The sequence below is a fragment of the Pseudidiomarina aestuarii genome, from assembly GCF_048263735.1.
In the GTDB taxonomy this organism is placed as follows: Bacteria; Pseudomonadota; Gammaproteobacteria; order Enterobacterales; family Alteromonadaceae; genus Pseudidiomarina; species Pseudidiomarina aestuarii_B.
Map to the genome: position 1 here is coordinate 823,603 of NZ_JBLXDX010000001.1, position 24,819 is coordinate 848,421.

Genomic DNA, 24,819 nt, shown 5'->3' on the forward strand with positions numbered 1-24,819 from the left:
TAATTTGATTAGAATGTAATTAGTGGTTTTCTTTGACCATATTGACGGTGTATTTGGGGATCTCGATAACGAGGTCCTCACCGCTCACTTTGGCTTGGCAACTCAGCCGCGAATCAGGATCTAAACCCCAAGCTTTATCCAACATGTCATCTTCGTTGTCATTAATTTCGGGTAATGAATCCATGCCTTCTCTGACATACACGTGGCAGGTGGTACACGCACACACTTTCTCACACGCATGTTCAATGCCAATGCCGTTTCGCAAAGCTACATCTAAAACAGTCTCGCCGTCTGCGGCATCGATTGCTGCACCCTCGGGGCAAAGCTCGTCATGGGGCAGAAACACTATCTTGGGCATAAGTACCTCACTTCTTGGGGAATAGTGAACAGTAAACGGTGAACAGAAAACATTAAAACAGACGACTATTTAGGGTTTTCCGTTCACCGTTTACTATTCACTGTTCACTGTGTTTTAACTACATTTCGTCGACTCGGGTGCCGGTGAGGGCCTTCCGGATCGATGCGTCCATTCGTCTTGCGGCAAAGGCATCACTGGCGCGATCGACGGCATCAATAGCCTTTTCAATCGCTTTCACGTCGGTGCCTTTGCGGGCTTCATCTAAGTCTTGCATGCGCGCGTCTAACTGCTCGCGCTCATCTGCTTCCAACAAGTCGCCATCTGCTGCTAATGCGCTACTCAATGCTTCGAGGACGCGGTCAGCTTCCACTTGTTGCTCACGCAGCATACGCGCTTGCATATCTTGTTTGGCATTGGTCATCGATGCTTTGATCATCTCGCCAATATCGTCATCCGCCAGACCATACGATGGCTTCACTTGTATGGATGCGCTAACACCACTGGATTTCTCCATAGCGGTAACACTTAACAACCCATCCGCATCCACTTGGAACGTGACACGAATGTGCGCAGCACCAGCGGCCATCGGTGGGATATCAGTTAGAACAAATCGTGCCAATGAACGACAATCGTCGACCAACTCACGCTCGCCTTGGACCACGTGAATCATCATCGCCGTTTGGCCATCTTTGAACGTGGTAAATTCTTGCGCTTTGGCAACCGGAATTGTGGTGTTCCGATCGATGACTTTTTCGACCAAACCACCCATGGTTTCCAGTCCCAGCGACAATGGAATGACGTCGAGCAGCAACATATCAGAATCGGGCTTGTTGCCAGCTAAGATGTCAGCTTGAATGGCGGCGCCAATGGCTACCACTTCATCTGGGTCAATCGACGTGAGTGGCTCTCGACCAAAATAAGCGCCGACATCGGTACGCACTTTCGGGACGCGTGTCGAGCCCCCAACCATAACTACTTCTAAAATCTCATCGGCACTGACTTCAGCGTCTTTCAACGCGCGACGACAGTTTTGTAGCGTTTTCTGAACCAGCGGTTCAATCCAACCGTCAAATTGCTCACGAGTGATGGTTAATTCGTAATGTTGTTCAGCAATGTCGACCTGCAACGTGGTCTCATCGGCATCGGTGAGAGCTTCCTTGGCTGCTTTCGCCGCATTGATGAGCGTGCGCTCAGTCCGCGCATCCACGTTAGCATCAAGTTGCCATTCACTTTTCAATTGCTGCACGATGAGTTGGTCAAAGTCGTCACCACCGAGTGCGCTATCGCCACCGGTTGCCAGCACTTCGAACACGCCGCCAGTTAAACGTAGAATCGAAATATCGAAAGTACCGCCACCTAAATCATAGACAGCAATGAGGCCTTCTTGCCCAGTATCGAGACCATACGCCACGGCAGCTGCGGTCGGTTCGTTCAATAACCGCAGCACATTCACACCCGCCAATTGCGCGGCGTCTTTCGTGCTTTGACGCTGTGCATCATCAAAGTAAGCCGGCACGGTTATCACCACACCAGTGAGTTCGCCACCGAGCGCTGCTTGAGCACGCGCACTCAAGGTCCGCAGAATGTCTGCCGACACTTCGACAGCAGTTTTAGCACCGGCTGAGGTATGGAATACCGGCACACCATTCTCCGTTTCACTGAGGTGATACGGGAGGTTTTGAAAGTTCTTTTGCACATCAGCCACGGTTCGGCCGATGAAACGTTTGACGGAAACAATGGTGTCTTCACTGGCAATTGAAGCATCCGCATGCAATGCCAATGCGTCATAACCAGTGAGTATGCGCTCACTACCGTAATGCACAACTGATGGCAGGATACCCCGCTCCTGGTCGTCACGCAGTACGGTTGCTTTACCACTACGCACCGTCGCAACCAATGAATTGGTGGTACCGAGATCAATACCCACGGCAAGGCGGTGTTGATGGGGGGCGGTGCTCTGTCCGGGTTCAGCTATCTGGAGTAAGGCCATACTACCTCTACATAATAAAATGCGTTGCTCGTTGTTCGTCCGTTCGCTTCACTCACTGCTCGTCCGCGCTACGCGCTATTCGCGAAGAGCGCAGCGTTCGAAGAGCGCAGCGTACGACAAGCGTAGCGCTCGAACAACGATCTTAAAATTCTTTGGCGTCGAGTTCGTAGTCGAGTTTATGCATAAACTTCAGCTTTCGTACTACGTTCGCTGCCGCGTCATTATCTTCGCTTTCGATTAAGGATTCGAGTTCGGTCTGCAGTTGCTTGATTTCGCCATCGAGCTCGGTTTGAGCGCTGAGCACATCTGCTGCTGAATTCAAGTCTTCGAGTCGCTCACGCCATTCCATCTGCGCCATCAAAAACTCAGGATCTTGCAGCGTCTGTTGCTCGTGCTGCAAGTCAATACCGCGTAGCTCAAGCATGTATTCAGCTCGAGACAGTGGGCGGCGGAGGGTTTGATAGGCATCGTTGAGCTGCGAAGTGCGTTGTACCGCGAGTAATTTATCGCGTTGACTCGCATTGGCAAACCGATCAGGATGCAGCGTTTGCTGCAACTTTCGGTAGCGCTGTTGTAACTCCGCCGCATCGATAGCGAATGCGGCGGGTAGACCGAACAATTCAAAATGATTCATACGCTTAAACAATCACCGTCTTAGACGTTAAAGCTCTCACCACAACCACACTCGCCTTTGGCGTTTGGATTGTTAAATTCGAACCCTTCGTTCAAGCCTTCTTTCACGAAATCCAACTCGGTTCCGTCAAGGTAGACTAGGCTTTTGCCGTCAATAATGATTTTCACACCTTTGTCCTCGAAAACCGAGTCGGTGTCATCTACTGAATCGACAAATTCCATGACATAGGCTAAGCCGGAGCAGCCTGTCGTTTTCACGCCAAGACGAATTCCAACGCCTTTGCCGCGAGATTCTAGGAACGCCCGCGCTCGTTGCGCGGCCGCTTCAGTCATCGTGATGCCCATCGCTTACCCTGCGTGTTTTTTCTTGTAATCCTCAATAGCCGCTTTAATTGCATCTTCGGCTAGAATCGAGCAGTGGATCTTCACTGGTGGCAATGCCAACTCTTCCGCAATTTGCGTATTTTTGAGCTGAGCTGCTTCTTCCAGTGATTTGCCTTTTACCCACTCAGTTACCAGTGAGCTAGAGGCAATAGCTGAACCACACCCATAGGTCTTGAACTTGGCATCTTCAATAATGCCTTGGTCATTGACCTTGATTTGCAACTTCATGACGTCACCACAAGCTGGTGCGCCAACCATACCGGTTGCGATGCTTGGATCATTTTTGTCGAAACCGCCAACATTGCGCGGATTTTCATAATGGTCGATAACTTTTTGACTGTAAGCCATAATTTCTACCTCTCTTGGTGGCTACTCTTAGTGAGCAACCCATTCGACGCTGTTCAAGTCCACACCATCTTTGTACATTTCCCAAAGTGGTGACATGTCGCGTAGGCGACCAATTGATTTCTGAATTTGCTCAATAGCGTGGTCTACTTCTTCCTCAGTGGTAAAACGACCGAAGCTGAAGCGAATGGAGCTATGTGCTAATTCGTCGTTACGCCCTAACGCGCGGAGTACGTAAGATGGCTCCAAGCTTGCGGAAGTACAGGCTGAACCTGATGATACCGCTAAGTCTTTTAATGCCATGATGAGTGACTCACCTTCGACGAAGTTAAAGCTGATGTTGAAGATGTGCGGTACGCCATGCTCTTGGTTACCGTTGATATACACTTCTTCGATGTCCTTTACGCCGTTCCACAGACGCTCGCCTAAAGCACGGAAACGCTCGCTTTCAGCAGCCATTTCTTCTTTGGCAATACGTGCTGCTTCACCGAAACCGACGATTTGGTGCGTCGGCAAAGTACCTGAACGCATACCGCGCTCATGTCCACCACCATGCATTTGCGCATTCAAACGTACCCGTGGCTTACGTCGCACGTACAATGCACCGATACCTTTCGGACCATACATTTTGTGCGCTGAGAAACTCATCAAGTCAACGGGCAGTTGCTCTAAATCAATGGCGACTTTACCAGCGCTTTGCGCTGCGTCGACATGGAAAATAGTTTTGTTGGCACGACACAGGTTACCGATAGTCTCGATATCTTGAATCACGCCAATTTCGTTGTTCACGTGCATCACGCTGACCACCACAGTGTCTTCACGCAGTGCTGCTTTGAAAGCATCTAGGTCGATCAGACCGTCTTCTTGCACTTCTAAATACGTAACTTCAAAGCCTTCACGCTCCAACTGACGGCACGTATCCAATACGGCTTTGTGCTCAGTTTTCACGGTGATGATGTGCTTGCCTTTTTTCTGATAGAACTCAGCCGCACCTTTGATGGCAAGGTTGTCTGACTCGGTTGCACCTGACGTGAAAACGATTTCACGTGGGTCTGCATTAATGAGTTCAGCAATTTGGCTACGTGCAATATCAATAGCTTCTTCAGCTTGCCAGCCAAAGCGGTGTGAGCGCGACGCTGGATTACCAAACTGACCATCTGGCGTTAAGAACTGCATCATCTTTTCGGCAACACGCGGATCAACCGGCGTGGTTGCTGCGTAGTCAAAATAAATTGGTAATTTCATTGGTACTACCCCATCTGGCAATTGAGAGCGATTTGCTGCTCGCGTTTCTTTTGCTCGGCTGCCTGCAGGTTTTGACGCTGGGCAACTTGTGCGATGTCTTGCTTGGTGACAAGCTCTGCCAGCGTAATGCCGGCTAGGAAATCTTCGATTCGGTCACTCAGACCTTCCCACAATGAGTGGGTCAAACAACGGCTGCCGCCCTGGCACCCGCCTTTACCTTGGCAGCGAGTGGCGTCGATAGATTCATCGACGGCCTGAATCACTGCACTGATTGAGATGGCATGCGCCTCTAACCCAAGGCGATAACCACCGCCTGGACCGCGCACACTACTCACCAGCCCTTGCTTACGCAAGCGAGCGAATAATTGTTCAAGATAACTCAGCGAAATACCCTGCCGTTCTGAGATGTCGGCGAGCGGAACTGGGCCATCTTGGGTATGGAGCGCAACGTCGAGCATTGCAGTCACGGCGTAGCGTCCTTTCGAGGTTAATCGCATAGTGCGTTCTCCTAAAAATCTACGCAAATTGTGACATTCCCGACTGTTTTAGTCAAGTATTATGAAGTTACAGTGAAGAGTGAATAGGGAACAGTGAACGGAACAATAAAAATACAAAAGAGAGCCTTTTGTGTTTTCGGTTCACTGTTACCTGTTTACTGTTTACCGTATTTGTCGACTGAAGTCAGGATTCCGCGGAGGATGTTGAGTTCTGCGACTTCGGGGCGGGCGCGGGCGAACATACGACGCAGTTTCGCCATGACTTGGCCTGGGTGTTGTTTGATGATGAAGCCGGTGTCGAGTAGTGTGCTCTCGAGATGCGCATAGAAGCGCTCGAGATCTTCAGCGAGCGGGTACTCGGTGGTTTCTGGTTTGGGTTGCTGGTCGGCTTCGAGGTATTGCATGCGAATTTCGTAAGCCAAGGTTTGCACGGCCATTGCCAAATTCAGTGAACTGTATTCCGGGTTCGATGGAATATGCACATGATGGCTGCATTGCTGGAGTTCTTCGTTGGTCAGGCCACTGCTTTCTCGACCAAACACCAGCGCAACTGGGTATTGCGATACTTCTTTGAGGGTTTGCGCGGCGGCTTCACGTGGCCCAATCAACGGCCAATCCAGCGTGCGATTGCGCGCGCTCGTGCCAATGACCAAACCACAGTCGGCAATAGCTTCAGCCAACGTACCAACAATTTTGGCGCGGTGTAAAACGTCGGTAGCACCGGCAGCCAATGCCGATGCATGACTGTCCGGGGCCTGTACCGGGTCTACCAGAGTCAGTTGTGACAAACCCATGGTTTTCATGGCACGGGCAACCGAACCTATGTTGCCGGTATGCGACGTGTTTACTAATACAATACGAATGGAATCGAGCATGTCCGCGCCTCTCCTCTTATCGCCTTACTTCATGGCTTTCGGTAAATGTGGACGCGCCTTACCGAGAATACCTTGCACAACCTTCGGGTTACCAGCAACGACGTTACCGCTCGTCATATAGCCATGGCCACCACCAAAATCGGTGATCAAGCCACCCGCTTCACGCACCATAAGGGCGCCAGCAGCAATATCCCAACGTTCGAGTGAGAATTCCCAGAAGCCATCCATACGGCCTGCTGCAACATAAGCTAAATCTAGCGCAGCGGAGCCATTGCGACGCATATCGGCGGCATCTTCAAACAATGCAGCGAACACGTTTTGATAAGTTTCGAGTAAATCTTTGCGCTTAAATGGGAAGCCGGTGGCTAACAGTGCGCCTTGTAGATCGCGACGTGCTTTGACGCGCAAACGCTTACCATTGAGTTGAACACCAGCACCTTTGGTTGCCGTGAACAGCTCTTCACGTAACGGGTCATAAATCACCGCTACTTGGGTTACACCTTTAAATTGATAGGCAATAGAAATGGCGAAATGCGGGATACCGCGCAGGTAATTGGTGGTGCCATCGAGTGGGTCAATAATCCACTGATGATCCGCATCTTTGCCACCCGTCTCACCGCTTTCTTCCGCAAGAAACGTGTGGTCAGGAAACACTTTTTGAATGGAGCGAATGATCGCACTCTCGGCCGCCTGGTCGATCTCAGACACAAAATCATTCTGTGATTTTGCCTGAACATTAATGTCGGCTTCGACACCAAAATTCTTAACTAAGATTTTTCCGGCCGCACGCGCAGCGCGCACCGCTATGTTTAACATCGGATGCATACCAAAGTACCTGTGCTGTAAAAGAACAAATTCGGGCGCAAATGATACTGCAAAACATTATAAAAGCCAAGAGCGTTACTCGTACGCTTCGCTCTTCGTCCGTTCGTTGTACTCACTGCTCGAACGCTACGCTCTTCGAATAGTGCGCAGCACGGACGAACAGCGCAGCGGACCAACAGCGAAGCGTACGAGCAACGATTTTTTGGGATTTCATCGTTTTGTCACTTGTCAGGTGTAGCATTCCGTGTTATCTAATTGTTGCGCTAAAAACAACGATAACAGCCAAGGAGGATCCCATGGATCATTCAGAAGAGCTCGATAATGTTGAAAGTGGTAAATCAGGGAAAAGCGCAGGTAAGCGCTGCTGGCGTGAAATTGAAGCGCTCAAAGAGAAGCGTCGTTTGCAGGCCGAACTCGAAGAGTACGGTTATGCGGAAGAACTCGACGACTTTTAGACGCTAAAAGCCGCTAACGAATTCAAGTAGCACGTGGCAGGTGCCAATCAATTGCATTGGCGCCTAGCAGTCGATTCGTCTCTGCGAAATGACCGCAGATCAAAAAGCCGCGATGAGCTGAAAGTGGGGATGGGTGTACACTCGTCAACACATGGTGACGTTGGCGGTCGATTATTTTCCCCTTCTTTTGCGCATGACTGCCCCACAGCAAGAACACGATCCCCTCACAGTGCTGATTAATTTGTTGTATCACCGTATCCGTAAACCGTTCCCAGCCCCAGTTGGCATGTGAGTTTGGCTGTCCTTGCTCAACCGTGAGTACGGTATTGAGTAGTAGCACGCCCTGCTCGGCCCAATGAGTCAAATTGCCATGCTGTGGTGCGGTAAAATCAGCGAAATCATGACTTAAAGCTTTGTAGATATTCTTCAATGAAGGCGGCGCTGGAATACCAACTGGAACCGAGAAACACAGGCCATGCGCTTGACCGGGACCGTGATACGGATCTTGTCCGATAATGACCACCTTTAAATTCTCGACCGTGGTGAGCTTGAACGCCTGAAACACTTCATGTGCTGGCGGATAGACAGTCACGCCCTGCTCTCGCCGCGCCTGGACGCGCGCAATGAGTTCCTGAAAATAGGGCTGCTGCTTTTCCTCGCCAAGTAAATCCGTCCAAGTACTCATAGTTGCATTGGCCTTTGTATTGATTTGGTAAATGTCATAAATCTTCGATAAAATTCTGGTTAAATAATTGATTACCAGTTGGAACGGCTATCCATATTCACTATGTCAGCAGCACCAAAAATCAGTGTTTATCTTATCACGCTTAATGAAGGACGCTATTTAGAAGAGGTTCTCAGTAGTGTTCGCGGTGCGGACGAAATCGTCATCGTTGATTCCGGTTCGCACGATGATTCTCTGACGATTGCAGAACGCCATGGCGCACGCGTCATTCATCAGGAATGGCTTGGCTATGCAGCACAGAAGTCTTTTGCGCTAGAGCAATGCACTCACGATTGGGTGCTTAATTTAGATGGTGATGAAGTGCTACCTGCTGGTGCCATCGAACAATTGCGTGAACTCGCTGCATCAAATCAAGCTGATGGGTATTGGCTTAAACGCGACGATTGGTGGTTCGGCGGCAAATTACCCGGCGCTAAACGCTATAAATTTTGTCGTTTCTATCGCAAAAACAAAGCCTATTGGGATGTTACTCAGCATGTTCATGAGCACATTCGCATTGACGGTACCACTCAAAAAACCAACATCACCATGAAGCACTACGGATACGATACTGTGCACGGCTACATGGCAAAATTAAATAGCTACTCAGACCTCAAAGCGCGGGTGCGTACCGAGCGCAACCGGCCGGTATCGATGCTACGATTGCTACTGATTTATCCGCTGATGTTTCTGAAGTTCTATCTACTTCGAGGAATGGTATTCTCGGGTTGGCGAGGCTTCGTGAAGGCGCACATTGACGCATTCCACTTCTTCCTAACCGAAGCCAAGCTCTACGAGCAGCGCTATCGTTGTAAACACGGTGAAAAGTGAACTGTAAACAGTGAACAGACAGAGCCAAGACTAAAGCCTGCCCTCTTATCTGTTCACTGTTTTCTTTCAGTTCACTGTTCACTATTCACTTTCAGTTCACTATTCACTATTTACTATTCACTAGTTCTTGCGGGGTGCTTTTCGAACCAGTGCAGGATGTAGGCTACTTTCGCCATTAGATTACTCGGGCGTGCATAGATGCCATGCGGTGCGTCCGGAACTCGTACCATTGCTGTTTCTACTTCGTTCAGTTTCAGTGCTTGGTAATATTGCTCTGACTCTGAGATTGGCGTGCGATAGTCCGCCTCACCAGTAAGCAGCATAGTTGGCGTCGTGACATTGCCGACATAGCTGATCGGTGAAAACTTCATGTAGTGCTCGAGATTGTCCCACGGCATGCCCGGGAACCAATACTTCGTGAAGTAGTTGTACATATCCGCCGTCAACACAAAGCTGTACCAGTTGATCACGGGCTTGGCGACGACAGCAGAGGCGAAGCGATCGGTATGTCCGACAATCCACGCGGTCAACACTCCGCCACCGCTACCACCGGTCACGTGTAAACGATTTTCATCAATAAAACCTTTCGCAATCACCGCATCCACGCCATCCATTAAGTCGGTGTAATCATGACTCGGATAGTTATGGTGAATTTCTTGTGCAAAGGCTTCACCGTAACTGGTGCTGCCACGTGGGTTGGTGTATAGCACCACGTAACCTTTGGCAGCCATCAGCTGAATTTCGGCAGCGAACGAACCGGCGTAGGCGGTATGCGGTCCACCGTGGATCTCTAAAATCAGTGGATACTTCTTGGTTTCATCAAAGCCCGGAGGATACGCGATCCAGCCTTGAATTTGTTTGCCATCATGGCTCGACTCGTACCAAATCTCTTCAATGCGAGCGAGTTCTTTGTGCGCCAGTGCATCGTCATTGAGTGACGTCAGTTTGCGCTCTCGGTTGCCCGCTTTCAGCATCAAATCAGCAGGGCGTTGTGACTGCGCTAAGGTATAAATCAGCGTACCGTCATCAGCTACGGAGAAGGCACCGCCGCTATATGGACGCGAGTAACTTAGGCCACCCATATTGGCGACCAATTCGGTACGGCGACCACTAAGGTTCATGCTCACAACATGTCCATTGCCATGCTTTTCATATGATGCGTAGATAGTGCGACTGTTGGCGCCCCACTGAATGCTATCAATAGCGTAATCCAAGTCTTCGGTCAGTAATTGTGGTTTCCCACCATCCAATTCCATTACGTACAACTGGTTTAATTGATAGCTCAATTCCTTGTCGTCATAGCCTAACCAAGCCACAAAGCGACCATCGGGGCTGACTGCTGGTGAGCTATCAGGACCAACGCGATCGGTTAGCGTTTTGATATCGCCTGATTCCACGTTCAAGCTATAAAGCTCGCTGTTGACTGGTTGCTGCCAAGCATCGTCGCGACGGTTTGCACTGAAGATAATCTGCTTCGAGTCACCGCTCCAAGCCAAGGTGCCACCATGGTTGTAGTCATCAAAGGTCAACTGGCGAGGCGTACCACCACTTGCTGGAATCAGGTAAATTTGACGATAGCCTTCAGGCGCATAACCACCGCCGTCAACGCGGTAGGTATCTTTATCAATATACTTGGCTGGCTCAGCCCAATTTGCGCCTTTCGGCTGGCCGGGTAATGAAACTGGCGGTTTGCTCGGCTTCGGCGTAAACATGCTGAATGCAATCCAACGACCATTTGGCGACCAGCTAAGTCCCGAAGGCGAGCCAGTCAATCGAGTAATAGGTGCTTGCTCACGGGTATCATTCCAGTACAAATGAATCTGTTGACTACCACTACGATTAGAAACAAAAGCGAGTGTTTTGCCATCGGGCGACCAAACTGGGGAATGATCTTGATGCATACCACCAGTTAACGGGCGCAAAGTGCCATTGTGTTCGACTTTCCAGAGATTGCCGTAACGACGGTCTTCCATAATGTCCATGTAATTACGGACAAACACGGTGTACTCACCGGTGGGGTGTACTTGCGGGTCACTGGCATATTCCAGTTGGAAAACATCTTCCAATTGCAGAGTCTTACTGGCTTGTTTTGATTCACTCTCGTCCGCAAAAACCGTCGGAACGGTCAGAGCTAAGCCCAAAAGTATGTAGGAAAGTTGTTTCATGCGCCTAACCTCAATGATGAGAAAACGGTGTGTACATACCATAGTCGCTCGATGGTCGTTTTCCTAGTCGATACTCGGCTAATGACCATGCAATTGCGACCAACAAAAAACCCGCCGAAGCGGGTTTTTGATTTCTATTCAAACTAAGCAGCTATTAGAACGAGTAGCTAAAGCTCACTGACGCGAAGTCACGGTCGCTTGCAGCTTCGTATTCACCGCCAGTGTTGATGTTGTAACCTACGCTCACTTTGTAGTTGCTGAGGTAATCCGCATCAACACTTAGACCGACAGTTTTACGGCCTTCTAAGAAGTTGCTGTTTGGTGAAGTACCTTTCACATCATGACCAAGCGCTAACGTTGGCGTTAAGTTCCAACCGTTCCAAACGTTGTTGTAGTTCGCAACGAAACGAGCGCGATAGCCCCACGAGCTGGCAGTGACAAAACCATCACAGTTAATGTCAGCAGCTGGTGCTGGGTTACCCAACATCATTTGGTCTGCGCGAGTTAAACATTTACCGTACACTGGGTTACGACCGTAACGCTGGGTGTCTAAACCAGGTAACGAATGAACTTTGTTCATCGCTACTTCACCGATAAAGGTCAAACGGCTCGCACCCATCACGTTATCGATAAAGCGAATACCCGTTAACTGCCACTGACTGACGTCTAACTCATCATAACCAGATAACAATTCACCCAAATTAGTGAAGTTGCCATCAGCATCGGCTTCAAGACGGTTCAGGAAGGTGCTTGGCACGCCAGCACGTAAACCTGCAGTCAAAATTTCAGTGGTGTTGATCTGAACGGCTTGATCAGGACGGAAGCTATACTCACCACCCACTGACCAGAGGCCAAAGTTGGTTGAGAAGCTCGCACCCATAATTTCTTGGTCTTCTGGATACTCAAGCGCATAGTTTGGACCGGCAATTGGAATACCATCTGGGTGCGAACGCGACGGAGATGGCTGTAACTGCCAGTTGTATGCAGAAATAATTGGGGTTTGGTTGTGGATGTTCATGTAATACACACCAAACTCAACGTCTAAATCAACTGCATAGTGACGTAATGCAAAACCATACTGGCCATCGTCATCTGGCTCGATATTCGGCTGACGGTCAAGGTAAGTACCAAACATTACCGATTCACGGTCACTCAATGACGATGAAGGGACGCCTGCTACTAGTGTTGGGTTCAAGGTAACCTTGTCACAACCTGGACCACCTAAGATATCTACGGTAGAGAAGAAGGTACCGCAACCATCAAGTTTGGTATTGTCCCACTCATACTGGTAGAACAAATCTAAACTGGTTGAGTCGGTTAAACCTAAGTTCAAGTTCACCATGCCAACGGGTAGCAAAGCTTCTTTGATTTCAACACCCGGGCGACGTACTGCGTTCACGTCAATCGGGTTAATCGCATTCACACCGTTGAAGATGAAAGTACTCTCACCCCAACTCAGTACCTGGCGACCGACCCGCAAGTTGACCGGCATATCGCCGAGGTCAAAGTAGGCATAAACGAAGGCATCTAGCAGTTCAAAACCTGAACCGGTTGAGAAATCATCCAGTGCATCATTATCTAATGTCGCATCTGGGAAATAATTGGTTGCGGTGTGACCATGTGGCACAGCTTCATTTTTAATGACGTCGTCATACCAATACTTAAACCGAACGAAGGCGCCGTAGTCGCCACCATCGATGCTTAAGTCATGAACACCTTTGATGACCGAGGAGACCATGTCACCTTTATCGAAGTTCAAGTTACCATCATCGGCAACACCCGACTGACCCATGCCACCTTCCATATTGCCTGGGTGGATGAGACGCATGTCACGTTCTTCTAAACGCCAAGCGGCGCCATAAGAGATGATGGAATCGAATTTGACACGAAAATCGCCGACTTCGAATTCTGCTGCTTGAGCTCCTGCAGTACCAACCAGGGCCAGCGTTATAGCGGTTGCGAGTGGTAATTTTTTCAGCATAGTTGTTCTTCTTTTCATGTTAGCCACCTATCCATGTAGGATGTTATGCAGTCAATCATGTCCGATGAGTTACAAATATGCAAGTGGTGGGTTAGAAAAAATGGGCTGACTATTCTCATAGTCAGCCCATTTAAAACGTTACGAATTGTGTAACTTAGAGTGATTCGTCGAGTTGCGGCAATACTTCAAACAAATCTGCGACTAATCCATAGTCCGCAACTTGGAAGATTGGCGCCTCTTCATCTTTGTTGATGGCGACAATAACTTTCGAGTCTTTCATACCCGCCAAGTGTTGAATGGCACCACTGATACCGACCGCGATATAGAGCTCCGGCGCAACGATTTTGCCGGTTTGTCCGACCTGATAATCGTTCGGAACAAAGCCCGCATCAACAGCTGCACGCGAAGCGCCAACCGCAGCACCCAACTTATCAGCAACTTTTTCTAATAAGTGGAAGTTTTCGCCGTTCTGCATACCACGACCACCAGAAATGACGACACGCGCGGCGGTCAACTCTGGACGCTCAGATTGTGCCAGTTCTTCACCGACAAATTCCGACTTATCACTCGAATGTGCAGAATCGACGGTTTCTACGGTTGCACTACCGCCTTCAGCTGACACTGCATCAAAGGCAGTGGCGCGAACGGTGATGACCTTGATGGCATCTTCCGACTGCACAGTCGCAATAGCGTTACCCGCATAGATTGGACGCTTGAAGGTATCGGCACTTTCGACTGCGATAATGTCAGACACTTGAGCGACATCTAATAACGCAGCGACACGTGGCATAAAGTTCTTACCCGTGGTGGTCGCTGGTGCCAAAATATGACTGTAGTCTTTACCTAACTCTGCCACTAAAGTGCCCAAGTTTTCAGCAAGGAAATGACCGTAAGCGGCATTACTCGCGCAGAGTACTTTATTTACTCCACCAATTTTGCTTGCTTCTTCAGCAACCGCTTGGCAACCATCACCGGCTACCAACACATCGATGTCACCACCAATAGCTTGTGCAGCAGCTAGAGTTTTCAGCGTTGCTGGGTTTAGTTCACTGTTGTTGTGCTCGGCAATAACGAGAATGCTCATATCACTTTTGCCTCATTTTTCAGTTTCTCGACCAACTCAGCCACATCAGCAACTTTCACACCTGCGCTGCGCTCGGCTGGAGCTTCAACTTTCAATACTTTAACCGTACGTTTCACGGCAACGCCCAAGTCATCTGGCGTTAAAGTATCAAGCGGTTTGCGTTTCGCTTTCATAATGTTCGGTAACGACGCATAACGCGGCTCGTTCAAGCGTAAATCGGTGGTCACGATTGCCGGCAACTGGAGTTTCACTGTTTGCAAGCCGCCATCGACTTCACGCGTGACGCTAACGGTATTGCTGTCGACGTCTACTTTCGACGCAAAGGTACCTTGCGGCATTCCGGTTAAAGCACCCAGCATTTGGCCGGTTTGATTGTTATCTGAGTCAATCGCCTGTTTGCCTAAGATGATCAGTTGCGGTTGTTCTTTTTCCACCACACCTTTGAGCAACTTAGCTACAGCGAGACTATCGGGAAGATCATCCGTCTCGACATGGATGCCACGGTCAGCACCAAGTGCCATAGCCGTGCGCATTTGTTCTTGAACGGCTTTCGGGCCAATTGAGACGACGACGACTTCTTCAGCGATGCCTTTTTCTTTCAGGCGTACTGCTTCTTCAACCGCAATTTCACAAAACGGGTTGAGCGCCATTTTCACATTTGCGAGATCAACGTCAGATTGGTCAGCCTTGACCCGCACTTTCACGTTGTAATCAATGACGCGTTTTACCGCCACTAATACTTTCATGTTGTCGTTCCTGTGTTGCTGAAATGAACTAACTTCAGTAGATAATTTGCTTGAACAGCGCGCAGATTAACATTTTTCAGGGTAAAAATGGTACTATTCGCGCGATTTTTGGCGCTGATCAACGAGGAAAAGCTTGTCTATGTCTGTTTACGGGAAATTGAATGAAACCGATCTATCCGAGCAGGCGCAGTTGATTGGTGGCCGCGAGCAAAGCATGCGCTATTTGGTGCAACTGAGCCGTTCGACGCCAGCATTTAGCGATTCTGAGCGAACCCCGGAAACTGAACGCTTTGGTTGTGAAGCTCGCGTGTGGATGACAGCAAACTATCGTTCGGATGATCGTCTCACCCTGCGAGTCGACAGCGAGGCACGCGTGGTCAAAGCACTGTTGCTCATTATCGCCAGCGCTTTAGATGGCGCCACTCGAGCACAAGTGGCAGCTTATGATCTGGATGCGCATCTGCAACGCGTGGGGTTGGACGCCTTCCTGACGGCCTCGCGCCGCAGCGGGCTGCGCGCGGTGCTACGGACAACAAAAATGGTGAAGAGTGAACAGTGAACAGTGAAAAAAATCGTGGTGCGCGGTTACTAGGTTAACTTTTTTAAGAGTATCGACGTGGCATGCATTGCAAACGTGGTGGTGACGACCATTGATGCGCCAAATCCAGTATCGCAATCCATTCTCATCGATCCCGCTCCGGGTTTCGCGTGACTCCAGGCTCCATCACCGGTTGGATAACGCAACTGTTCTGTCGAATAGACCGCTGAAACCCCAAAGCTGCGCCGGGGATTTTTGCTAAAATGATAATCTCTGCGCAAAATTGAACGTACTTTGGCAAGCAGAGGGTCTTGGGTCGCTTTGGCTAAGTCGCTACTGGTTATGTGACTCGGATCAACTTGCCCACCTGCTCCACCGCAGGTAACCAAAGGCAACTTACGACGCTTGCACCAAGCAATTAATCCTGCTTTCGTAATCACGCTGTCAACCGCGTCGAGGACAGCTGTCACGGGCGCGCCTAAGTATTCATCAAGGTTATCGAGTGAGAGAAAATCATCAATCACTCGAACTTCACAGTCAGGATTTATATCGCGAACGCGAGCCGCCAATACTTCTGTTTTCAATTGTCCAACTGTACTACCCAAAGCTGGAAGTTGACGGTTAATATTGGTCAGGCAAATATCATCCATATCGATGAGCGTGATGGCACCTATACCTGTTCGAGCAAGCGCTTCAACTGCCCACGAACCAACCCCACCAAGCCCAACAACGGCAACATGGTGACGCTGGAACACAGTGAATGCCTGTGTACCATAGACTCGCTCAATACCGCCAAACCGCATCCCGTTACCTCTATCTTTGCTTTGTGTTCTATTCACTATTCACTGTTCACTTTTTACCAGCTGCTCACTATTCACTGTCACTCAGACTGAGAAGGGATACGCGATTGGCTCGTGGTGCTGATACTCCGTCACTTCGAAGTCGTCCATGGTGACCCAAGTCTCCAGATCTTTGAGGGACTTTATGTCAGGGTTGATGTGTAACTGCGGCGATGGGTAAGGTTCGCGTTTCAGTTGCACGTCACGCATCAGCGCCAGTTGGTCTTCGTATATGTGGGCATTGACGATTTTGTGATACGCGCGTCCCGCTTTATGGCCGGTAATTTGCGCCATCAGTGCTAAGAATGTGAACACTTGGATCTGATTGAAATTAAGACCCAGTGGCACATCACACGAGCGTTGGAAGCTAGTGAGGTACAGCGTGTCACCTAATAACGAGAAGTTGTGGGTGTGCATACACGGGCGCAAGCAGCCCATGTGAAACTCACCGGGATTATAGAAACTAATAATTTCGCCGCGATCATCGAGTCCATCACTCAAGTCATCGACGACCTTTTGTAATTGATCAATAACGCCACCATCAGGCTTTGCCCATGCACGCCCCTGCACACCATAGACGCGGCCCATGTCATCTTCGCCTTTGCGGTAAGGATTATTGAGCCAAGCTTCATTGAGATTCGCATTCGCGTCCCAGGTTTTGGTGCCAATGTGTCGGAAATCAGCTGCGTTGTCGTAACCACGAATGTAACCAATCAGTTCGGCTATTGCGGCCTTCCAATAACTTTTACGGGTGGTGATGAGAGGGAATTGGTTGCCAGCCACATCATATTCAAGGTCAGCATTGATCACAGTTAAACAGCGTTTACCCGTGCGTTCGTTGGTGACCCACTCACCTTGATCTACGATACGTTGGCATAATTCTAAATACTGTTTCATACCTTGCCCTTCTTACCGGCTGGTGTGGCTGGAAGCTGACGTTTGTGTGCGATGATCATGATACCGGCACCGACCAGAATCATCGGTAGTGATAACCACTGTCCCATCGACATCCCTAAAGACAACAGACCTAGGTGCGAATCAGGTTCACGTGCAAATTCCACCGCGAAACGCGCTACGCCGTAGCCCAGCAAAAAGAGTCCACCAACCGCTCCAGTCGGACGCGGCTTACGTGAATACCACGCCAAAATGGCAAACAACACAAAGCCTTCAAGGGTAGCTTGATACAACTGTGATGGGTGGCGTGGTTCTGGTCCAGCAGCAGGAAAAATCATGGCCCAAGGCACGTCCGTTACGCGTCCCCATAATTCACCATTAATGAAGTTCCCGATACGCCCCATGCCGAGCCCAATGGGCACAAGTGGTGCAATGAAGTCACCAACTCTGAGCAGTGACATATTCAATTTGCGGGCATATAACGCCAGCACGGCAATGACACCCAACATACCACCGTGGAAGGACATCCCTCCGCTACCGAAATTGAAGAGGTACATTGGGTTGCTAATGAAATACTCAAATTGATAAAAGATAACGTAACCAATGCGGCCGCCTAAGATGACGCCGACAAAACCCCAAAACAGCACGTCACCAAATACTTTTTCGGTCCAGCCGTGCGCTTTGTAGTGTGCCATTTTGCACTGCCGATTTCCCCAATACCAAGCGAAGAAGAAACCCACCAAATAGGTCAGTCCATACCACCGCAGCGCGATGTCAAAACCGAATACCTCGAAGCCAAAAATGATGGGATCGATATTCGGGTGCTGCAAAAACTCGGTGGTCGACATGAGTTATCCTATAACTAATTTAATGGCAATAATGACTAAAAACGCGGCAAAAAACCGCTGCAAATGTTTTACGGGTATTTTCTGTGCCAGTGATGCGCCAATAGGGGCAAATAATACCGAACTAATTGAAATTGCCAACCAGGCTTCGAAATGTACGTAGCCAAACAAGCCGGAATTATTTTCCAATTGCTGACCTAACACGATAAAGGCGATTGCCGCACTTAAACCGATACTTAAACTGCCCACCGATGATACCGCAATCGCTTGGCGAATGGGTACATGTAAGCGCTGTAAAAGCGGCACGGTTAACGAACCACCACCAATGCCGACCAACGCCGACAGGGTACCCATACCAGCACTGATCAGCCCCATTAAACGCTTCGAGACATCGGTTAAAGGCTCACCTGAACGCTGTGGGATCAACATGCGGATCGACAGTGCCATCAGCACAATTGCAAAGATACGTTGTAGCCATTGCGGCTTCAACTGTGTCGCTAACCAAGCACCAAAGACAGCCCCGACCATGAGCCCGGGAATGAGTCGTCGAACCCAAAAGAAACTTACCTGACCGTGACGCAAGTGAGACCGTGCGGAACTGAGAGTTGTCATGACAATAGTGGCCAACGAGGTGGCAACAGCCATTTGCACCACTAATTGCGGGTCTACGCCGAGAATGGGGAGCAAATAAATGAGCAATGGAACAATGATCAGGCCACCGCCGATGCCGAGCATGCCCGCTAGCGTTCCCGCTAGCACGCCACCCGCTAAACACCATAACCAGCCTGTTAACAGCACAAAGGTTCCTTATTGCATTGAGAAATGGTTGCCATTAGGCACCAGCACGCACAAATCCGCCCAGACCTAACTTCTCAAGTTCCATAGTAATAATTTGCCGCACTTGCTGCGGTGAGCGAGATGCTAATGCCGCGGCTAACATACGCTCGAGTTGCTGCGACTCCACATGGCGGATAATCCAGCGAATACGGTCGATGTTGTAACTATTCATACTCAGGGTGCGGTAACCCATTGCTGCTAATAATAGCGCACCGCCCGGCTCGCCCGCCAATTCGCCACACACTGATACCGGTTTATTGAGCTCACGACAGCGTTCTGCGATTTGCTGTAGCGCATGCAATACCGCCGGATGGTAGGCGTCATAGAGTCCCGCCACCCGTTGATTATTACGATCAACCGCCAACATATATTGCGTTAAATCATTGGTTCCGACCGAGAAAAAATCGACTTTATCAGCTACCGTATGCAGCTGATAAATCATAGCTGGCACTTCAATCATCACACCCAGTTGTGGTTGAAACAGACTTTCATCGACGCCGCACTGATACTCTTCTGCCACCTCATGATAAGCCTGCTTAACCATACGTGCGGACTCATCCACCTCTTCGGCATTGGTAATCATCGGTAACAGAATACGCAGATTATTCCGGCCAACTGAGGCTCTTAGCATGGCTCTGATTTGCACCAAGAAGATTTCCGGATGATCCAGCGTCATACGAATACCGCGCCAGCCAAGGAATGGGTTCTCTTCTTTCATCGGCAAATAGGGTAAGGGTTTGTCGCCACCGACATCGAGTGTGCGCATCACCACCGGATGCGGACTGAATTGATCCAGCACTTGGGTGTAGAGCTCTACTTGCTCATCCTCGGTCGGCAAGCGCTCGCGCATCATAAACGGGATTTCGGTGCGGTATAGCCCCACCCCCTGAACGTTCAACTCGGTCAACCAATCATGTTCAATCGACATGCCAACATTGAGCTGCAATTGAATACGGATACCATCGAGCGTTTCGACTGGCAAATGACGAGCAGTTGCTACTTTTTCACGCAGCAAAACCTCTTCATCAGCAAGTTCACGATATTCCGATTCGACCTGTAACGGTGGGTTAATAAAGATGTCACCGTTATAGCCGTCGACAATGAGGGTTTGCCCTTCAATTTCATCGAGGGCAAGGTCATCCACACCGAGTACCGCGGGAATGCCCATGCTACGTGCCATAATGGCTGCATGCGAGCTACCCGAACCACGCAGCGAGACCATCCCAATAATATTGGCATCGGGAAGTTCAGCGAGCATAGTTGGCGTGACTTCTTCAGCCACTAAAATGCAGTTCTCAGGAGGATTATGCTGAGCACTAGTGTGCTGCTTCAAGTGCGATAAAATACGCTGTCCTAAATCGCGGACATCACTAGCTCGCTCGCGAATGTATTCATCGTCGAGGGCTTCAAATTGATTGACGAGATGCTCAACAACCTTGCGCAGGGCAGTTTGCGCACGCCAGCCTTGGCTGATTGTCTCTTCGACTTCCTTCCCTAGCGACTCCGAATCCAGCATGGCGTGATAAACCTCAAAAATTGCGAGGCTTTCTTCCGCCACTTGGTCACGCATGCGATCACTCAGCTCAGTCAGTTCGGTTCGCGTCCGTTTTACCGCCGCGCGGAAGCGACGAATCTCGTGCTCCGGCATCTCGGTTTTCTTCGGCGTCACTTCGCTTAGTCGAGCGCGCGGTCGCACTACATAGGCTTCAGCAATGGCGACACCGGGAGCTGCCGGCAAGCCTTTTAGTGTGTGCAACCAAGGAGACTGACTAGTGGTTCGCAACAGCCCTTTCGCTTCGGCATGCGCCACCACCACGGCCAGCTGCGCTGCGAGTGTCACCACAAAGGCTTCCTCGTCACGCGTGAACGCACGCGCATTGGCTTGTTGGACGGTGAGAATACCGAGCACTCGACGGCGATGAATAACTGGCGCTACCAACATGGCTTTGTAGCGTTCTTCATCTACTTGGTCGAGCTTGAGAAACTTTGGATGGTCTGCCGCATTGGCAATATTCAACGGCTCTTCGCGTTGCGCCGCGAGTGAAATGATCCCTTCGCCAAAAGGGACATGAATGGGTTTATCGGAATGAATAACGAGGCCATCAGTTGCTGCCAGTGCAAACTGCTGCTGATCGTGGTCAGCCAAATAAATCGTGCACGAGTCAGTCTGCAACGCTTCTTTTACTTGTCGCACCATGATTTGCAGCGCCAGTTCGAAATCTGGCGCTTGGTTCACGGCCTCGACAATACGTTGCAATACTCGTAGCACGGTTGCACTCCATCAACGTTTACGACGGGAGTGGCGTTGCCTCTTTACTGGTCCTGAACGCGGCGCCGAGTGCTGTTGTCGTTGACCACCGGCGGTTGGCATGACAATAGGGGCGAACTCTTTCATCACGCGACGGTACACATCCCGTTTGAACGACACTACGTGTCGCACAGGATACCAATAGCTGACCCAGCGCCAGTCATCAAATTCGGGATGTGACGAGCACATCACGTTGACGTCTGCTTCTGCACATTTGAGTCGTAGCAAAAACCACTTCTGTTTCTGACCAATACAGGTTGGTCGTTGTTCGCGTCGCACAAGACGTTTCGGTAAGCGGTAGCGAAACCAGTTGCGACTGGTGTAGACGATCTCTACTTGCTCGGGCTTTAAGCCTACCTCTTCCCACAACTCACGGTACATGGCTTGTTCGGCTGTTTCGCCGTCATCGATGCCACCTTGAGGAAACTGCCAGCTGTGTTGTCCAAATCGACGCGCCCAAAAGACTTGTCCCTGCTCGTTACAGATGATGATTCCGACGTTTGCTCGGAACCCTTCTGCGTCTATCACGCGAGCATCCTCTTAAATTCGACTTCTAAGGTTGATTCTTCCATAATCGCCGCGTGATGAAAAGAGGAAAAGCACAGAGAGGACGCCCGTGCAAGACCTGATAACCTTGTTTAATCGCGCCAGCGCGCTCGCTGGTCGTACGTTTGCCGACTTGGCCGCCGAGGTAAAATTAGCAGTGCCAGCCGATTTACGGCGGCATAAAGGTTGGGTCGGGCAATTGTTAGAAAAGCAACTCGGTGCTAGTGCAGGTTCGCAAGCAGCACAAGACTTCCCAGAGTTAGGCGTCGAGCTCAAAACCATTCCCTTGAACGCACGCGGCAAACCGCTCGAAACCACCTTTGTGTGCACCACTCCGTTGATGGATGTGCACGAACTAACCTGGGAGCGCTCCAACGTTCGCAATAAATTGCAATGTGTGTTGTGGATACCGATTGACGGGCGCCGTGATGTCCCGCTGGCCCAACGCACGGTTGGCACTGCTTTCTTATGGCGGCCGTCGGCTCAGCAGGAAGCTCAGCTGAAAGCAGATTGGCAAGAGCACATGGACAAAATTGCGCTGGGCCAAGTGGAATCGATTAGCGCGCACCAAGGCGAAGTGATGCAATTGCGTCCAAAGGCAGCCAATGGCAGGGTCAAAACGGCCGCCATTGGACGTCATGGCGAAGTCATCCAGACACTGCCTCGCGGCTTCTATCTGAAAACCCAGTTTACGCAGCAGTTAATTGCTGAAGCCTTCAATCTAGATTTCGATGACACTCGTACTGATGAGTTATGAGTACACCCAGCCCTTTACAGCGTAATATCAGTCCCTCGGCGCGCCAAAACGCGCTGACTTTCTGCCTGCTCGGCGTTTTGTTCTTTGCAGTAGCGATGTTCTGTTGGTTGGTGGAGGCACCGTTAGCGCCTGCTGCTTTCGGACTATTATGGATTGCCAGCGCGGTACTGCTGTTTCTCGGTATTGCGAAACTACTAGAGCCTGAGACCAGCTTCATTATTACTCCTGCCGAAATTACCTATTCACACCGACGTGGTCGATGGACCTTGCCATGGGAAGCCATTACTCGCTTTGATGCACCGCGTGTTCACCGTGGCTTAAACCTAGAAGACCTGCCCTATCTTGGCTTTCGATTGGAAGATATTGAGGTACTCCTAGAACGCATTTCACCCCGACTTATGTCTCATGTGATAGTGGAACAGCGCCATTTGCTTGCGCTGGGGCTGCGCTATGAACGGCCGGATCTTAGTGATTACAGCCAGTACTACGATATCCCCGAGCGCTTTATTGGCCGTAGCGGCCGCGAATATAAAGGACTGCAAGCCATGTTTGCCGTGCGCTCCCAGCAACTCCGTGAGTTACTCGGCTACGATATTTATATTCATGCCAGTGCACTCGACCGCCCGCTCGATGAGTTTATCCAGCATTTACGCCAGTTACAGAGCAGTCGTCAGCAACATCTATAGACGCTTGCTGTTTAGGCGTCAGCCCATTATTCTTGCCACATCATTCTAAAGCGGAAGTAATGCATGGAAACTATTGGTTGGCGCGAATGGGGCGCCCTCCCCGAATTGGGAGTTGATGCCATTAAAATGAAAGTAGACACCGGTGCCAAGACCTCGTGTCTGCATGCATTTCGGCTGGAGCCATTTGAGCGCGACGGTGCGCCGTGGTTGCGTATTTGGCTGCATCCAGAGCAAGACAGCGATCGTGAGCACGTCTGTGAAGCACCGATTGCTGATCAACGCGAGGTGACCGATTCTGGCGGTCATACGGAGCTGCGCTACGTGATTCGTAGCCATCTCCAGTTAGGTGCGTTCGCTGAGCCGATAGAGCTAACATTAACGAATCGTGATACCATGAAATTCCGCATGCTCCTCGGCCGACAGGCCATGCGCGGGAAATTTGTGGTAGACCCACAATCATCTTTTTTACTCGGTCAACCTGTGACTGGAGCGCATTCATGAGAATCGCCATTTTATCGCGAAACCCAAGACTTTACTCAACCAAGCGACTGGTCGAAGCCGGTGAGGCTGCTGGGCACGAAATGCACGTGCTCGACCCGCTACGTTGCTATATGAATATCAATGCCCGTGAGTCGTCGATTCACATGAAAGGAAGCGATTTACCGCCCTTTGACGCCGTAATCCCACGCATTGGTGCGTCGGTAACCTTCTTCGGCACGGCTGTATTACGCCAATTCGAAATGATTGGGACCTACCCTCTGAATGAATCGGTAGCGATTTCCCGAAGCCGCGATAAATTGCGTTCACTGCAATTATTGAGCCGTAAAGGTATTGGTTTGCCGATCACTGGATTTGCTAGCCAGCCGCAAGACATTCCCGATTTGATCGACATGGTCGGTGGTGCACCGCTGGTTATCAAATTGCTGGAAGGCACCCAAGGTATCGGCGTGGTCTTAGCCGAAACTCGGCAAGCAGCCGAAAGCGTCATTGAAGCCTTTATGGGCTTACGCTCGCACATCATGGTGCAAGAATATATTAAAGAAGCGGGTGGTGCCGATATCCGTTGTTTTGTCATCGGCGACAAGGTTATTGCCGCCATGAAACGTCAGGCGAAAGCCGGCGAATTCCGCTCCAACCTGCATCGTGGTGGTAGCGCGAGCCTGGTCAAACTCACGCCGGCAGAACGCGCGACTGCGGTTAAAGCCGCTAAAACCATGGGCTTAAATGTAGCGGGTGTCGATATCTTGCGCTCCAATCATGGCCCTCTGGTGATGGAAGTGAACTCGTCGCCGGGTCTGGAAGGAATTGAGATGTCGACCAACAAAGACGTTGCTGGGCAAATCATCAGTTTTATTGAGAATCACGCGAAAGCACATCGCACGCGAACCAAGGGCAGAGGCTAACGAACTGCCAGTAAAAAGTGAACGGTGA

Annotated in this window: 27 protein-coding genes; 7 read left to right on the top strand and 20 right to left on the bottom strand. The window is 50.2% G+C overall.

Annotated features, from left to right (window positions below):
• Positions 1–19 precede the first annotated feature (19 nt).
• The 9 genes from fdx to suhB form a co-directional block, all read right to left on the bottom strand.
• Entirely contained in the window at positions 20–358 is a 339-nt protein-coding gene (fdx, locus tag ACN0S4_RS03795) for an ISC system 2Fe-2S type ferredoxin (protein ID WP_417656386.1), read from the bottom strand.
• Positions 359–476: 118 nt separating this feature from the next.
• Positions 477–2,348, bottom strand: coding sequence for a Fe-S protein assembly chaperone HscA (hscA, locus tag ACN0S4_RS03800; RefSeq protein WP_417656387.1), 1,872 nt, complete (start codon positions 2,346–2,348; stop codon positions 477–479).
• A 142-nt stretch (positions 2,349–2,490) separates the two neighbouring features.
• Complete coding sequence (gene hscB, locus ACN0S4_RS03805) at positions 2,491–2,982, bottom strand: co-chaperone HscB (protein ID WP_417656388.1); 492 nt, start codon at positions 2,980–2,982, stop codon at positions 2,491–2,493.
• Positions 2,983–3,002: 20 nt separating this feature from the next.
• The gene (iscA, locus tag ACN0S4_RS03810) at positions 3,003–3,326 is read right to left on the bottom strand and encodes an iron-sulfur cluster assembly protein IscA (protein WP_169930425.1); all 324 of its coding nucleotides are present in this window, start codon (positions 3,324–3,326) and stop codon (positions 3,003–3,005) included.
• A 3-nt stretch (positions 3,327–3,329) separates the two neighbouring features.
• Positions 3,330–3,713 carry a Fe-S cluster assembly scaffold IscU gene (iscU, locus tag ACN0S4_RS03815; RefSeq protein WP_169930426.1) on the bottom strand — a complete coding sequence of 128 codons (384 nt, stop codon included), beginning with the start codon at positions 3,711–3,713 and terminating at the stop codon, positions 3,330–3,332.
• Between the two features lie 27 nt (positions 3,714–3,740).
• Positions 3,741–4,955, bottom strand: a complete 1,215-nt coding sequence (locus ACN0S4_RS03820) for an IscS subfamily cysteine desulfurase (protein ID WP_417656389.1) — start codon at positions 4,953–4,955, stop codon at positions 3,741–3,743.
• Between the two features lie 5 nt (positions 4,956–4,960).
• Positions 4,961–5,452 carry a Fe-S cluster assembly transcriptional regulator IscR gene (gene iscR, locus ACN0S4_RS03825; RefSeq protein ID WP_169930428.1) on the bottom strand — a complete coding sequence of 164 codons (492 nt, stop codon included), beginning with the start codon at positions 5,450–5,452 and terminating at the stop codon, positions 4,961–4,963.
• 155 nt (positions 5,453–5,607) lie between these two features.
• Positions 5,608–6,327 (bottom strand): tRNA (cytosine(32)/uridine(32)-2'-O)-methyltransferase TrmJ, encoded by a 720-nt coding sequence (trmJ, locus tag ACN0S4_RS03830; RefSeq protein ID WP_417656390.1) that lies wholly within the window; start codon positions 6,325–6,327, stop codon positions 5,608–5,610.
• 24 nt (positions 6,328–6,351) lie between these two features.
• Complete coding sequence (suhB, locus tag ACN0S4_RS03835) at positions 6,352–7,152, bottom strand: inositol-1-monophosphatase (RefSeq protein ID WP_417656391.1); 801 nt, start codon at positions 7,150–7,152, stop codon at positions 6,352–6,354.
• Between the two features lie 296 nt (positions 7,153–7,448).
• On the opposite strand from suhB, the gene ACN0S4_RS03840 reads away from it, so the two are divergent.
• Positions 7,449–7,607 carry a DUF3545 family protein gene (locus ACN0S4_RS03840; RefSeq protein WP_169930431.1) on the top strand — a complete coding sequence of 53 codons (159 nt, stop codon included), beginning with the start codon at positions 7,449–7,451 and terminating at the stop codon, positions 7,605–7,607.
• Between the two features lie 22 nt (positions 7,608–7,629).
• Here the strand turns inward: ACN0S4_RS03840 and ung are convergent, their stop codons facing one another.
• Positions 7,630–8,292 carry a uracil-DNA glycosylase gene (gene ung, locus ACN0S4_RS03845; protein WP_417656392.1) on the bottom strand — a complete coding sequence of 221 codons (663 nt, stop codon included), beginning with the start codon at positions 8,290–8,292 and terminating at the stop codon, positions 7,630–7,632.
• Between the two features lie 102 nt (positions 8,293–8,394).
• Here ung and ACN0S4_RS03850 point away from each other — a divergent pair, with 102 nt between their 5' ends.
• On the top strand, positions 8,395–9,162 hold the full coding sequence (locus tag ACN0S4_RS03850; protein ID WP_417656393.1) for a glycosyltransferase family 2 protein: 768 nt from the start codon (positions 8,395–8,397) through the stop codon (positions 9,160–9,162).
• A 113-nt stretch (positions 9,163–9,275) separates the two neighbouring features.
• Here the strand turns inward: ACN0S4_RS03850 and ACN0S4_RS03855 are convergent, their stop codons facing one another.
• The 4 genes from ACN0S4_RS03855 to ACN0S4_RS03870 all read right to left on the bottom strand — a co-directional run bounded on the left by ACN0S4_RS03855 (position 9,276) and on the right by ACN0S4_RS03870 (position 15,138).
• Positions 9,276–11,327 carry a S9 family peptidase gene (locus ACN0S4_RS03855; protein ID WP_417656394.1) on the bottom strand — a complete coding sequence of 684 codons (2,052 nt, stop codon included), beginning with the start codon at positions 11,325–11,327 and terminating at the stop codon, positions 9,276–9,278.
• A gap of 154 nt (positions 11,328–11,481) precedes the next feature.
• On the bottom strand, positions 11,482–13,326 hold the full coding sequence (locus ACN0S4_RS03860; protein ID WP_417656395.1) for a DUF1302 domain-containing protein: 1,845 nt from the start codon (positions 13,324–13,326) through the stop codon (positions 11,482–11,484).
• A gap of 136 nt (positions 13,327–13,462) precedes the next feature.
• Entirely contained in the window at positions 13,463–14,392 is a 930-nt protein-coding gene (locus tag ACN0S4_RS03865; RefSeq protein WP_417656396.1) for an electron transfer flavoprotein subunit alpha/FixB family protein, read from the bottom strand.
• The gene (locus ACN0S4_RS03870) at positions 14,389–15,138 is read right to left on the bottom strand and encodes an electron transfer flavoprotein subunit beta/FixA family protein (protein ID WP_169930436.1); all 750 of its coding nucleotides are present in this window, start codon (positions 15,136–15,138) and stop codon (positions 14,389–14,391) included. Before ACN0S4_RS03870 ends, ACN0S4_RS03865 begins: the two co-directional genes overlap by 4 nt.
• Before the next feature lie 139 nt (positions 15,139–15,277).
• Between ACN0S4_RS03870 and ACN0S4_RS03875 the strand changes: the two genes are divergently transcribed.
• Positions 15,278–15,697 (top strand): SufE family protein, encoded by a 420-nt coding sequence (locus ACN0S4_RS03875; protein WP_417656397.1) that lies wholly within the window; start codon positions 15,278–15,280, stop codon positions 15,695–15,697.
• A gap of 29 nt (positions 15,698–15,726) precedes the next feature.
• Here ACN0S4_RS03875 and tcdA read toward each other — a convergent pair whose 3' ends face one another.
• The 6 genes from tcdA to rppH form a co-directional block, all read right to left on the bottom strand.
• Positions 15,727–16,479: a tRNA cyclic N6-threonylcarbamoyladenosine(37) synthase TcdA gene (gene tcdA, locus ACN0S4_RS03880; RefSeq protein WP_417656398.1), complete on the bottom strand. Its 753-nt coding sequence runs from the start codon at positions 16,477–16,479 to the stop codon at positions 15,727–15,729.
• An 81-nt stretch (positions 16,480–16,560) separates the two neighbouring features.
• Positions 16,561–17,412 carry a thymidylate synthase gene (locus ACN0S4_RS03885; RefSeq protein WP_417656399.1) on the bottom strand — a complete coding sequence of 284 codons (852 nt, stop codon included), beginning with the start codon at positions 17,410–17,412 and terminating at the stop codon, positions 16,561–16,563.
• The gene (gene lgt, locus ACN0S4_RS03890; RefSeq protein ID WP_417656400.1) at positions 17,409–18,257 is read right to left on the bottom strand and encodes a prolipoprotein diacylglyceryl transferase; all 849 of its coding nucleotides are present in this window, start codon (positions 18,255–18,257) and stop codon (positions 17,409–17,411) included. The genes ACN0S4_RS03885 and lgt overlap by 4 nt, the downstream gene beginning before the upstream one ends.
• Positions 18,258–18,260: 3 nt before the next feature.
• Positions 18,261–19,052, bottom strand: coding sequence for a sulfite exporter TauE/SafE family protein (locus tag ACN0S4_RS03895; protein WP_417656401.1), 792 nt, complete (start codon positions 19,050–19,052; stop codon positions 18,261–18,263).
• Between the two features lie 34 nt (positions 19,053–19,086).
• Positions 19,087–21,360 carry a phosphoenolpyruvate--protein phosphotransferase gene (ptsP, locus tag ACN0S4_RS03900; protein WP_417656402.1) on the bottom strand — a complete coding sequence of 758 codons (2,274 nt, stop codon included), beginning with the start codon at positions 21,358–21,360 and terminating at the stop codon, positions 19,087–19,089.
• Between the two features lie 12 nt (positions 21,361–21,372).
• Complete coding sequence (gene rppH / locus ACN0S4_RS03905; protein ID WP_417656403.1) at positions 21,373–21,927, bottom strand: RNA pyrophosphohydrolase; 555 nt, start codon at positions 21,925–21,927, stop codon at positions 21,373–21,375.
• Between the two features lie 88 nt (positions 21,928–22,015).
• Here rppH and mutH point away from each other — a divergent pair, with 88 nt between their 5' ends.
• The 4 genes from mutH (at position 22,016) to rimK (ending at position 24,791) form a co-directional block, all read left to right on the top strand.
• Entirely contained in the window at positions 22,016–22,702 is a 687-nt protein-coding gene (mutH, locus tag ACN0S4_RS03910) for a DNA mismatch repair endonuclease MutH (protein WP_417656404.1), read from the top strand.
• A complete protein-coding gene (locus ACN0S4_RS03915; protein WP_417656405.1) occupies positions 22,699–23,388 on the top strand; it encodes a DUF2982 domain-containing protein in 690 nt (229 codons plus the stop codon). Before mutH ends, ACN0S4_RS03915 begins: the two co-directional genes overlap by 4 nt.
• 63 nt (positions 23,389–23,451) lie before the next feature.
• Positions 23,452–23,889 carry an ATP-dependent zinc protease gene (locus ACN0S4_RS03920; RefSeq protein WP_417656406.1) on the top strand — a complete coding sequence of 146 codons (438 nt, stop codon included), beginning with the start codon at positions 23,452–23,454 and terminating at the stop codon, positions 23,887–23,889.
• Complete coding sequence (rimK, locus tag ACN0S4_RS03925; protein ID WP_417656407.1) at positions 23,886–24,791, top strand: 30S ribosomal protein S6--L-glutamate ligase; 906 nt, start codon at positions 23,886–23,888, stop codon at positions 24,789–24,791. The genes ACN0S4_RS03920 and rimK overlap by 4 nt, the downstream gene beginning before the upstream one ends.
• The last annotated feature ends 28 nt before the right edge of the window (positions 24,792–24,819 follow it).

Bases quoted from the DNA above. Each gene is read 5' to 3' on its own strand.
- hscA (WP_417656387.1), bottom strand. From the start codon at position 2,348: ATGGCCTTACTCCAGATAGCTGAACCCGGACAGAGCACCGCCCCCCAT.
- rimK (WP_417656407.1), top strand. From the start codon at position 23,886: ATGAGAATCGCCATTTTATCGCGAAACCCAAGACTTTACTCAACCAAG.
- ACN0S4_RS03870 (WP_169930436.1), bottom strand. From the start codon at position 15,138: ATGAAAGTATTAGTGGCGGTAAAACGCGTCATTGATTACAACGTGAAA.
- ACN0S4_RS03915 (WP_417656405.1), top strand. From the start codon at position 22,699: ATGAGTACACCCAGCCCTTTACAGCGTAATATCAGTCCCTCGGCGCGC.
- ACN0S4_RS03850 (WP_417656393.1), top strand. From the start codon at position 8,395: ATGTCAGCAGCACCAAAAATCAGTGTTTATCTTATCACGCTTAATGAA.
- iscU (WP_169930426.1), bottom strand. From the start codon at position 3,713: ATGGCTTACAGTCAAAAAGTTATCGACCATTATGAAAATCCGCGCAAT.
- ACN0S4_RS03855 (WP_417656394.1), bottom strand. From the start codon at position 11,327: ATGAAACAACTTTCCTACATACTTTTGGGCTTAGCTCTGACCGTTCCG.
- tcdA (WP_417656398.1), bottom strand. From the start codon at position 16,479: ATGCGGTTTGGCGGTATTGAGCGAGTCTATGGTACACAGGCATTCACT.
- suhB (WP_417656391.1), bottom strand. From the start codon at position 7,152: ATGCATCCGATGTTAAACATAGCGGTGCGCGCTGCGCGTGCGGCCGGA.
- lgt (WP_417656400.1), bottom strand. From the start codon at position 18,257: ATGTCGACCACCGAGTTTTTGCAGCACCCGAATATCGATCCCATCATT.
- ACN0S4_RS03920 (WP_417656406.1), top strand. From the start codon at position 23,452: ATGGAAACTATTGGTTGGCGCGAATGGGGCGCCCTCCCCGAATTGGGA.
- ACN0S4_RS03865 (WP_417656396.1), bottom strand. From the start codon at position 14,392: ATGAGCATTCTCGTTATTGCCGAGCACAACAACAGTGAACTAAACCCA.
- iscA (WP_169930425.1), bottom strand. From the start codon at position 3,326: ATGGGCATCACGATGACTGAAGCGGCCGCGCAACGAGCGCGGGCGTTC.
- ACN0S4_RS03860 (WP_417656395.1), bottom strand. From the start codon at position 13,326: ATGAAAAGAAGAACAACTATGCTGAAAAAATTACCACTCGCAACCGCT.
- ACN0S4_RS03820 (WP_417656389.1), bottom strand. From the start codon at position 4,955: ATGAAATTACCAATTTATTTTGACTACGCAGCAACCACGCCGGTTGAT.
- trmJ (WP_417656390.1), bottom strand. From the start codon at position 6,327: ATGCTCGATTCCATTCGTATTGTATTAGTAAACACGTCGCATACCGGC.
- ung (WP_417656392.1), bottom strand. From the start codon at position 8,292: ATGAGTACTTGGACGGATTTACTTGGCGAGGAAAAGCAGCAGCCCTAT.
- fdx (WP_417656386.1), bottom strand. From the start codon at position 358: ATGCCCAAGATAGTGTTTCTGCCCCATGACGAGCTTTGCCCCGAGGGT.
- hscB (WP_417656388.1), bottom strand. From the start codon at position 2,982: ATGAATCATTTTGAATTGTTCGGTCTACCCGCCGCATTCGCTATCGAT.
- ACN0S4_RS03885 (WP_417656399.1), bottom strand. From the start codon at position 17,412: ATGAAACAGTATTTAGAATTATGCCAACGTATCGTAGATCAAGGTGAG.
- iscR (WP_169930428.1), bottom strand. From the start codon at position 5,452: ATGCGATTAACCTCGAAAGGACGCTACGCCGTGACTGCAATGCTCGAC.
- ACN0S4_RS03840 (WP_169930431.1), top strand. From the start codon at position 7,449: ATGGATCATTCAGAAGAGCTCGATAATGTTGAAAGTGGTAAATCAGGG.
- ACN0S4_RS03875 (WP_417656397.1), top strand. From the start codon at position 15,278: ATGTCTGTTTACGGGAAATTGAATGAAACCGATCTATCCGAGCAGGCG.